The 9,522-nt window shown below is 66.6% G+C and carries 4 protein-coding genes and 1 pseudogene; 4 read left to right on the top strand and 1 reads right to left on the bottom strand.

The annotated features are described in order from the left end of the window. From ABEL04_RS12825 to ABEL04_RS12810, 4 genes and pseudogenes are all read left to right on the top strand, one after another. A pseudogene (locus ABEL04_RS12825) lies at positions 1 to 244 on the top strand (ABC transporter ATP-binding protein); the annotation flags it as partial. A gap of 152 nt (positions 245 to 396) precedes the next feature. Beyond that, positions 397 to 2,832, top strand: coding sequence for an ABC transporter permease (locus tag ABEL04_RS12820; RefSeq protein ID WP_375802787.1), 2,436 nt, complete (start codon positions 397 to 399; stop codon positions 2,830 to 2,832). Between the two features lie 75 nt (positions 2,833 to 2,907). After that, a complete protein-coding gene (locus ABEL04_RS12815; RefSeq protein WP_375802786.1) occupies positions 2,908 to 5,343 on the top strand; it encodes an ABC transporter permease in 2,436 nt (811 codons plus the stop codon). A gap of 99 nt (positions 5,344 to 5,442) precedes the next feature. Then, complete coding sequence (locus tag ABEL04_RS12810) at positions 5,443 to 7,839, top strand: ABC transporter permease (protein ID WP_375802785.1); 2,397 nt, start codon at positions 5,443 to 5,445, stop codon at positions 7,837 to 7,839. A 27-nt stretch (positions 7,840 to 7,866) separates the two neighbouring features. Here ABEL04_RS12810 and ABEL04_RS12805 read toward each other — a convergent pair whose 3' ends face one another. Continuing rightward, positions 7,867 to 8,667 carry a pentapeptide repeat-containing protein gene (locus ABEL04_RS12805; protein ID WP_375802784.1) on the bottom strand — a complete coding sequence of 267 codons (801 nt, stop codon included), beginning with the start codon at positions 8,665 to 8,667 and terminating at the stop codon, positions 7,867 to 7,869. Positions 8,668 to 9,522: the final 855 nt, after the last annotated feature.

Here is a 9,522-nt window from a genome sequence, read left to right as displayed (position 1 = left end):
CATCATTGAGCCCACGGTGATCCTGGCCGACGAGCCGACCGGCAACCTGCAGTCGAGCCAGAGCGAAGACATCATGGAGACGCTCACTACCCTGAACGAAGAGGACGACGTGACCATCGTTCAGGTGACTCACTCCGAAAAGCTGGCCTCCTACGGCGAGCGCATCATCGAACTGGACGACGGATGGATCGAGGCGGACTACCGGATTGACGAGCGCGAGGCCGCGGAGGCCCGCCCCGCGTAGACCCTCGGTCGAGGTTCCTCATAACGGGTGGGACGCCGTCCCGCCGCCCGCGCCGGCATTGCCTACCATCGGGCGACGACGAACTCCGGAATACAGAAGCCGGAAAGCAGACTCACCGTCCTATAGCACGAACGCCAAATCCCCAAGAGTCCATGTTCTGGAGCTACCTCAAAACCGCGGGGCGCACCCTGTGGAAGCACCGAGGCTTCACGGCCATCAACGTCATCGGACTGTCCGTGAGCCTCGCCGTGGCCCTGCTCGTCCTGTTGTTCGTGCGGCAGCAGTGGCGGATGGATCGATTTCATTCGGCCAGCGAGCAGATTCATCGTGTGACCACCCTGGCCGGGGACGACGGGATGCACTACGCCACGTCTCCGCGGCCGCTTGCGGTGGCGCTTCGGGGGACGGAGGCGGGCGCGGCCGCCGTGGCGCCCGTCGATCGGAACGGGGATACCTTCGTCGTCCACGACGAGTCGAGCCTCAACGTTGAGGCCATCCATACCGACGAGGCCTTTTGGGCCATCTTCGATGGATTTCGATTCCGCGCGGGAACGAAGGAGACCGCCCTGTCTCGTCCCCGCACCGCCGTCCTGTCCCTGGAAACCGCCCGTCGGCTCTACGGGGACGCCCCCCCGGTTGGGAAGACCTTCCGGCACGAGGGACAGACGAAATACACGGTCGTTGGGGTGCTGGCACCCCCGGAAGGCCCCTCGCACGTAACGGCCGACGTGTACTTGGCCCGCGCCAACGATGCCCCCGCAACCGCCGATCCCAGCGCGTGGGAGCGGATCTACTCGCGGTACACCTACGTGCGGCTCGAGGAGACCACGACGCCCCCCGAACTGCAGTCTGAAGCGACGACCCTGTTCGAGAACCGGGTCCGCCCCGAGGTCGCCGAAGCACTTGACCTGACGGTGCAGTCGCTCGGGGAGATGCGCTTCAGTTCGGCCCTCAGTAACGAGGACTCCGGACTGCTTCAGCTCCCGGGGTGGATCTTCTGGCTGGTGAGTGGACTGGCGGGGGTTGCCCTTCTGGCTGCCGGGTTCAACTACGTGAATCTGTCGGTGGCGCGGTCGCTCAGCCGGGCCCAGGAGGTGGGCGTCCGCAAAACCATCGGGGCGCACCGGTCCCAACTCGTCGCGCAGTTTCTGGGAGAGGCCGTACTGACCGCCCTCCTGGCGTCGGTGGGCGGAGTTCTCCTACTCTCTGGGCTTCTCCCGATGGTCAACAACCTCTACCTCTTCGATCTGCTGGGGCTGCCTCCGCTGGGATTTGAGGCATTGTTTCAGCCAGGCGTGCTCGCCCTCATTCTCGGGATTGCGCTTCTCGTGGGGCTTCTGTCCGGGGCCTACCCGGCGTTCGTCCTGTCCACCTACCGCCCCGCTCAGGTCTTGAGCCAGCAGGGCGATCCGTCGACGGGGGGCGGTTCGTCGTGGCTCCGCGGGACGCTCATCACCGCTCAGGTGGCCTTTACCCTCATCCTGATCGTCACGGCCACGACGATGCTTCGCCAGACCCGCTCGATGGCCACGACCGATCATCACCTGCAAACGGACCAGGTGCTCAGCGTACAGCTTCAGGACGTGTCCTACGACCGTTTTCAATCGGTCGCCGAGGGGCTCCCGGGCGTCGAGGAGGTCTCGGCCATCGACAATCTGATGCTCGGGCCCAGCAACTACAACTCCTTCCGGCTCCGTTCCGACCGGGTCGAGACCCCTGTGGAGGCCGTGGCGTACGCGGTGGACACGACCTACGTCCGGGACATGGGACTGCCCCTCCGCGCCACGCTCCGCAACTGGGACCAACGCTTTGCGGCCGAGGAGGCCGTGATTCTGAACCGGGCGGCGGTCCAGGGCCTTGGGTTCGACACGCCGGAGGATATTTTGGGAGCCAGCATCATCCAGGGAGATCCGTCGCGGCAAACCACCTCCCTCACGGTGGTCGGTGTGGTCGAGAACTTTGACTTCACCGGCTCCGGAGACATCTATACGGGGATGATGGGCCACACGCCGGACGATCCCGTGATCCTCTACGCCGACCCCGACCGGTACAACCACGCCCTCGTCCGCGCCCGATCGGATGACCTCGCGGCCCTCCGAACCGAGTTGGAACGGGCCTGGACGGAGCGACTCGACACGGTGTATCCTTTCGAGAGCCGGTTTTACAGCGACATCCTCCGAATGCGGTACGGGCCCCTCGGTGATCTCGCGTCGATCGTCGGGGGCGTCGCCCTGCTCGCGATCCTCATCGCCGCCCTCGGCCTGCTCAGCCTGGCCGCCTACCACGTCCGAACGCGGACCAAAGAAATTGGGGTGCGGAAGGCCCTCGGGGCGAGCGTCCTGGACGTGGTGACCCGGCTGTCACGCCCCTTCGCCCTCCTGGTGGCCGGCGCCGCTGTGGTGGCCGCCCCGGTGGCGTGGATCCTGAATCGGTGGTGGCTCCAGTGGATGACCGACGCCGTGGACGTGGGCGTCGGGGTGATCGCGCTCTGTATCGTCGGGCTCGTGGGCATCGCCCTCCTTACCGTCGCCACGCAGACCGTCCGCGCCGCCCGCATCGACCCGGCCACCACCCTTCGCGACGAATGATTGCGCAAGGGCGTGTGCGGACGAGTCCTCCTCCCACGCCTAAACGCCCACACTCACAAACGCCCACACGCATCCATGCTGCGCAACTACCTCAAGACGGCGTTCCGCACGCTCCGTCGCCGCACGAGCTACACGCTGATCAACGGCGTCGGCTTCACGGTGGGGCTCGTGTGCTGCGTCCTCGTGCTTCTCTTCCTCCGCTATGAGTGGCGGTACGACCGCTTCCACAAAAACGAAGAGGACGTGCACCGCGTCTTGCGCGACAAGCGGGGCAACTGGTGGTCCACCATTCCTTTTCCGCGCTATGAGGACGCGACCGCCGCGGAACAGCGCCGCCTCCCGCGCGCCCTGGCGGAGCAAATCCCCGAGATCGAGACGGCCACGAATTTCTACGTGGGGCCGCACGGAGAGGAGAGCCCAGCCTACGTGGTGCGGGGCGATCAGCGGTTTTCGGAGGGGCAACTGCTCTACACCACCACCGGCCCGGCGTTCTTCGAGGTGTTCACGTTCGACTTTCTGCGGGGACGTCCCGACGAGGCCCTCCAACAGCCCGGAACCGCCGTGCTCACCGGGTCGGCGGCGGAGCGGTATTTTGGGCGCACGGATGTCGTGGGGGAGGTGCTAACCATCGAGCGGCCGGGGCGCGAGCGGGAGGTCGAGGTGACAGGCGTGATCGAGGACGTGCCGCCCTACTCGCACTTCGACTTTGAGGTGGCCCTGCACGTGAACCGAATCCAGAACTGGGGCGCCTACACGTACTTCCGCACGAAGCCCGGGGCGGAGGTCGACGGCCTGGCCTCCCAGATCGAGTCGGTGATGAACAAGGTGCGTCCGGCGCGGGTGGAGGATCCGAACCTGCAGGCGGTGCTTGGGGGCGTGCGCACGCAGGCCCTGACGGACATCCACCTGGGGCCGCGCATGCTCTACGATCAGCAGTCCCACCGCGACCCGCGGTATCTGTGGGCATTCGGGGCCATCGGGGTGCTCATCTTGCTCATCGTGGGCATCAACTACACGAACCTCGCGGTGGCCCTCTCCACGGAGCGGCGCCACGAGATTGGGGTGCGGAAGGCAATGGGATCGACCCGGGGCCAGGTGGGGCTCCAGTTTTTGATCGAGGCCCTGGTCCTGACGCTCGCCTGTCTTCCCGTCGTCGTGGGCGCCCTCGAAGGCCTCGTGCCGGTCTTCAATCGGGTGATGGACACGCACGTGCAGTTCGACCTTTGGGGGTCCCCCGAACTGCTCGCCGGCATGGTGGGGCTGGCCCTCCTCGTCGGCGGCGTGGCGGGCAGCTACCCGGCCCTGGTCCTCTCGCGGAAGGAGGCCGTGTCGCTCTTTGAGGGCTCGTTCGGCGAAGGTGGGGGGCGCCGGTGGTCGCTGCGCCACGTCCTCATCGGCGTCCAGTTCGTCCTCCTCATCGGTCTCGGCAGCGTCACGTGGCTCGTCAACAGTCAGTTGCACTACCTGCAGAACAAGGACCTCGGCTTCCGGACGCAGGGGCTCGTGGAGGTTCCCGCCGTGGACAGTGCCGACACGTACCGCCGCCTCAAGACGCGGCTCCGCGACGATCCGGCGGTGCAGGCCGTGGGCGCGGGCATTGGGCCGGGGCCGGGTCGCTTCGAGGTCACCTACCGGGCGCAGAACACCGAGCGCGTCCACAGCAACGGGGATGTGCTCAACGTGACGCCCGGCTGGTTCGAGGCGCTGGGCATCAGCCATCCAGTCGTCGAGAAGATGCAGTCGGCCGGCGGAGACGGCACGGCCCGGCTCCTCGTCAACCGGGCCGCCGTGGAGGCGCTCGGCTACGCGACGCCCGTCGGGAAGACCGTGGTCTTCGAGCCGGAGAGTGCGTCCCCCCTTCGTCGCACGATCGACGGCGTGGTGGACAATTTTCACTTCCGTCCCCTCTACCAGCGCGTGCAGCCGACTTTCCTCCGCGTTCATCCGCGCGCATCGAACATGAGCACCCTGAACGTCCGCGCCGCCCTCATCCACCTCGACCCACAGAATCTCGAAGAGGGGCTCGACCAGGTGCGTTCGGCGTGGACGAGCGTGCGGCCCGACACGCCGTTCGCCCCGCAGTTCGTGGGCGACCAGCTGGCCCAGCTCTACGAGGAGGAGCAGCGGATCGGGCAGATGGGGATGGGCCTCACAGTCATCGCGCTCCTCCTCGCCGCCCTCGGCCTCGTGGGCCTCTCCGCCTACGTGGTGCAGCGCCGGACGAAAGAGATCGGGGTGCGGAAGGCGCTCGGCGCCACGGTCGGGGACATCGTCCTCCACCTGAACCGCGAGTTCCTGGTGCTGGTGGGGGTTGCGCTGGTCGTGGCCGCACCGCTGGCGTACGGCATCGTGCGGCAGTGGCTGACCTCGTTCGCCTACCGCATCGACATCAGTCCCCTCGTCTTCGTCGGGGCGGGCGGTGGCGCACTGTTGGTCTCCCTCGCCGCCGCGAGCTATCAGGCGTGGAGCACCGCCCGCATCAGCCCGGCGGACGCGCTGCGGCAGGAGTAATTGCGTTGGGGCGTGTGGGGTCCAGGAGAGTCAGCGACCTCTGTCTACCCGCGCGTCCTCGCCCACACTCACATACGCCCACACTTCCGTACGCCATCCATGCTCCGTAACTACGTGACCACCGCCGTCCGCTCCCTCCGCCGCCACCTCGGGGTCACGACGCTCAACGTCCTGGGGCTGGGCGTCGGGATTGGGGTGAGCGTGCTGCTCCTGTTCTTCGTGCGCAGCGAGCTGGCGGTGAACGACCTCTTTCCGAGCGCCGAACGGATCTACCGGATCGACAGCTGGCAGACGGACGAGGAAGATCGGCTTCGGTTCATCTCGACCAACCCGCTCGGCGAGACGATCGAGCGGGAGGCCCCGGGCGTGGAGGCCCGAACGTGGCTGTACGGCCTCTGGGTGACCCTCGGGGCAGAGGGCGACTACTACCGGCGCGACACCTTTCTGACCAACTCGGAGTTCTTCGACGTCTTTGACCTGCCGCTCCGCCACGGCGCCCCCGAGACGGCCCTCGACGAGCCCCGCTCCGCGGTCCTGCGGGCGGACGTGGCGCGCACCCTCTTCGGGACGACCGACGTGGTGGGCCGCACCCTCGACGTGCAAACTCAGCGGCACGGCTCGCAGTCCTACACGGTGACGGGCGTCTGGGAGCCCCTGCCCCGCAACTCCGTCACGCAGTTCCGGGGGACCGAGTACAAGATGCTGTTGTCGGAGGGGGGCACGTGGGACTTTGCGCCGAAACGGTCGTGGTCGCAGTGGCAGTCACCGTTTCTCCTCCAGTACGTCCGCCTCGCAGAAAAGACTGACGTGGAGAATCTGCACTCGACGATCGAGAACCTCGTGGCGGCCCACGCGCCCGACGACGTCAAGGAGACGCTCGCGGTAGACCTGAGTCCGCTCACCGACATCTATCTCACCCGCGCCGACAACGCCGGATGGCAGCGCATCTACCTCGTGGCCGCGCTGGCGGCCCTGGTCCTTCTCATCGCCGGCATCAACTTTGCAAATCTCGCCACGGCCCGCTCGCTCGACCGGGTCCGCGAAATCGGGGTGCGCAAGACGCTCGGGGCGTACCGCGGCCAGCTGGCGGGGCAATTCCTCGTCGAAGCCGTGCTGGTGAGCATCCTCGCGACGCTCCTCGGCGCAGGGCTCGCCCGCCTCGGCCAGCCGCTGTTCGAGCAGCTCCTGAGCATCGAGTTTGTATTGCGGGCGCCGTGGGACCTCGTCACGATCGGAACGCTGGCGGGACTGGCCCTCGTCGTGGGACTGCTGTCCGGCGCGTATCCGGCCGTCGTCCTTTCGGGGTTCGAGCCGTCCTCGGTGTTTCGCGATCGGCTCTCGCTTGGGTGGTCGGCGGGCACGATCCGCAAGGGGCTCGTCGTGGTGCAGTTCGCGCTGGCCATCGTGCTCATGGCTGGGGTGTACGTGCTGCACGAGCAGCTCCAGTTCGCGACGAACCCGGATGCCCCGTACCCCACCGACCGCATGCTCGTGATCGACTCGGCCCCGCGCGACTTTTCGGAGGCGGGCTACCGCCGCATCCAGACGGCCCGCGACCGCCTCGCGGCGCAGCCGGGCGTGGAGGCCGCGAGCGTATCGTGGGAGGTGCCGCAGGTGGGCACGGGCATCGGAGGCGCCGGCCTCCGCCGCCCCGAATGGTCCCCGTCCCGGACCCTCACCGCGGGCCGCTACCGGGTCGACCCCCATTTCGACGAGACCTACGACCTGACGGTCACGAAGGGCCGCTTTTTCCGGGGGCCCGTGACCGACGATTCGACGAACGTCGTTCTCAACGAGGCGGCCGTCGAACAGCTCGATCTCCAGCGCCCGGTTGGGGCGGAGCTTGAGTGGGAGAACGTGGGGCCTGTCACCGTGATCGGGGTCGTCGCGAACTTCAACGTTCAGAATGCGCGGGCGGGCATCCAGCCGGTCGTCTTTTCGGCCCTGCAGCCCGGCGACTGGTACCGCAAAGTGTCTGTGCGCCTCGCGGCGGGGGCCTCCGGGGCGGTGACGACGGTGCGGAGCACCTGGTCGGAGATCCTTCCGGACGCTCCGTTCTCGTACAGCTTCCTCGACGCAAAAATCGCACGTGCGTACCAGACGGAGCAGCAGACGCGGCGCCTCGTGGGGGCGGGGGCGGGCCTCGCGCTCTTCGTGGCGCTGCTGGGCCTGATCGGCCTCACCGGCTTCACGGTGCGGCGGCGGACGACGGAAATCGGCATCCGGAAGGCCCTCGGGGCGTCCATGACGAACGTCGTGGCCCTCCTCTCGACGGACATCGCAAAGCTCGTCGGGATTGCAATTCTCGTCGGAGGACCGACGGCCTACCTCCTGGCGCGGTGGTGGCTGCAGGACTTCGCCCGGCGCATTGCACTCACCCCCTGGCCGTTCCTGGCCGTGGGCCTCGTGGCGTTGTGTTGCGCCCTCGTGGCAATCAGCGGCCACGCGCTCCAGGCCGCCCGCATCGACCCGGCGACGACCCTTCGCGACGAATAGTGGATCGCCGATTTCGCGCCGCCAGAATCATCCCCGTCGTGTCGCAGCGTGGGGCTCCAAGAGCTCGGGATACTTCTCCTCGATCTCGGCCTCAAGATCCGCGTCGAGCCGGGCCTTGAAGAGCGTTTCCGCCTCGGCGAAGGTGCTGGCGGTAGCACTCCGGATGCCGCGCAGGTCCGCGCCCCGAAGGTTGGCCCCCGTGAGGACCGTCTCTTGCTCGTCCTCCGACGCCGCCATCCCCGCAAACACCCCAAAATGGGCCCCCGAAAAGTCGACCTTTTGGAGATTGGCTCCGGAGAAGTCCGCCGTGCCGAGGTAGGCGTCCGACAGATCGGCGTTCTGGAGGTTGGTCCCGGACAAATCGGCCTTGTGGACCGACGTCTCGGAGAGATCGGCCCCCTTCAGGTCCGTCTCCGTCAGGTAGGCGTTCTTCAACGTCTCCGGGGCAGCACCCTCCCGGTTCAGCCGCCGGATGTTGCCCACGATCCGGTAGGTGGCCATTTCACTCTCCCAGCCCAGGAGGTCGCGGATGGCGTTGATGTACTTCTCGATCCGCCGCCTCCGCTCGGCCTTCTGATCGAACCAGAGCAGCAGGCAGCCAAAGAGAAGCAGATCCAACAGCGTGCCGTGCACCTCCGCGATCAGGTTCACTGGAAACTCCGGATCACCCGTCCAGTAGTCCAGCGACAGGGGGGCGATGGCCCCGGCGAGCACGAGGAACACGAGGAAGGAAAGAAGAACCGGCCGGTCCGCCCGGAGCGGAGCGATGCGCCGCTCAACGATGTTCAGTGAGAACAACTCAGACCAAGAAGACGAGGAAGATGACATGGGCGTGGGAGTGATCGGTGAAGCAGATGGACCGGAAAGGGACAGAGATGGCCTCGCTCATCGTTCCCGGCGTGGCCCGGAGACCACTCGGTCACCGCGCTTTGAGGCACCTGCGAGTCGCGGCCCGATGGTCGAGGGATCGAACAGTGCTCCCCTCTTTCGACGCGCCGAACCTGTTCGCTCTGAGCGGGCCCTCCCGTTACTCGCATCGGTAGGTAGGGACCCATGCCGGAACGCCGGGCGCACTCAGTTCCCCTCGATTCCGCCCGCACGGCAGAGGGCTTGTGACCTATGATTCGATAAATCTTCACGCGCCGGATGATAAAGTGCTTCCGGAGATCTCGTGTGTACTAAACGCGTGTCGTCAGGGGATCTTCCCGACACACGTCATCTCTTCTGGCACCTGCACTTCTGCCAGCGCCCGGCCTTTGGTGGGGGACGGGCGCTTTTTTTATGCGTGGGCACCTTTTTCTGGAGCCCCTCGGCTGCCGCCTGTTGTTGACCCATCGTCACGGACAGGAGGGGACGCCTCGATGGCCGAGCTTTCTACTCCAACCGACAGACGGCCGAGATCAAAACTCTGTGGCACGGCCGGTCCTCCTGTGAGGGCGATCTCTATGTCTAGGCGGGCCGCTCACGTCGGATCTCCCCCCTTGATCGGCGACCTCTGTTCGATCTCAGCGGATTCAGGAACTGCGAGGGTACAGGGAGGGGGCGCCGGCGCTGTTTCCCAGGTGGTGCCTCTCGAACCGTAGTTTAGGAACTGCTCCGCAGTGGCCCTGGGACACAGGGTCCTGAAGAAGGGTCACCTCATCTAAATTTTCGGTGTGTGTTGTATATTGGAGGAGTCTCTTC

The organism is Salinibacter sp., assembly GCF_042218895.1.
Taxonomy (GTDB): Bacteria; Bacteroidota; Rhodothermia; order Rhodothermales; family Salinibacteraceae; genus Salinibacter.
The sequence above is the reverse complement of the archived record's forward strand: the minus strand, read 5'-3'. Positions and strand labels throughout refer to the sequence as shown.

Coding starts and splice junctions, on each gene's coding strand:
- ABEL04_RS12820 (WP_375802787.1), top strand. CDS start 397: ATGTTCTGGAGCTACCTCAAAACCGCGGGGCGCACCCTGTGGAAGCAC.
- ABEL04_RS12815 (WP_375802786.1), top strand. CDS start 2,908: ATGCTGCGCAACTACCTCAAGACGGCGTTCCGCACGCTCCGTCGCCGC.
- ABEL04_RS12810 (WP_375802785.1), top strand. CDS start 5,443: ATGCTCCGTAACTACGTGACCACCGCCGTCCGCTCCCTCCGCCGCCAC.
- ABEL04_RS12805 (WP_375802784.1), bottom strand. CDS start 8,667: ATGTCATCTTCCTCGTCTTCTTGGTCTGAGTTGTTCTCACTGAACATC.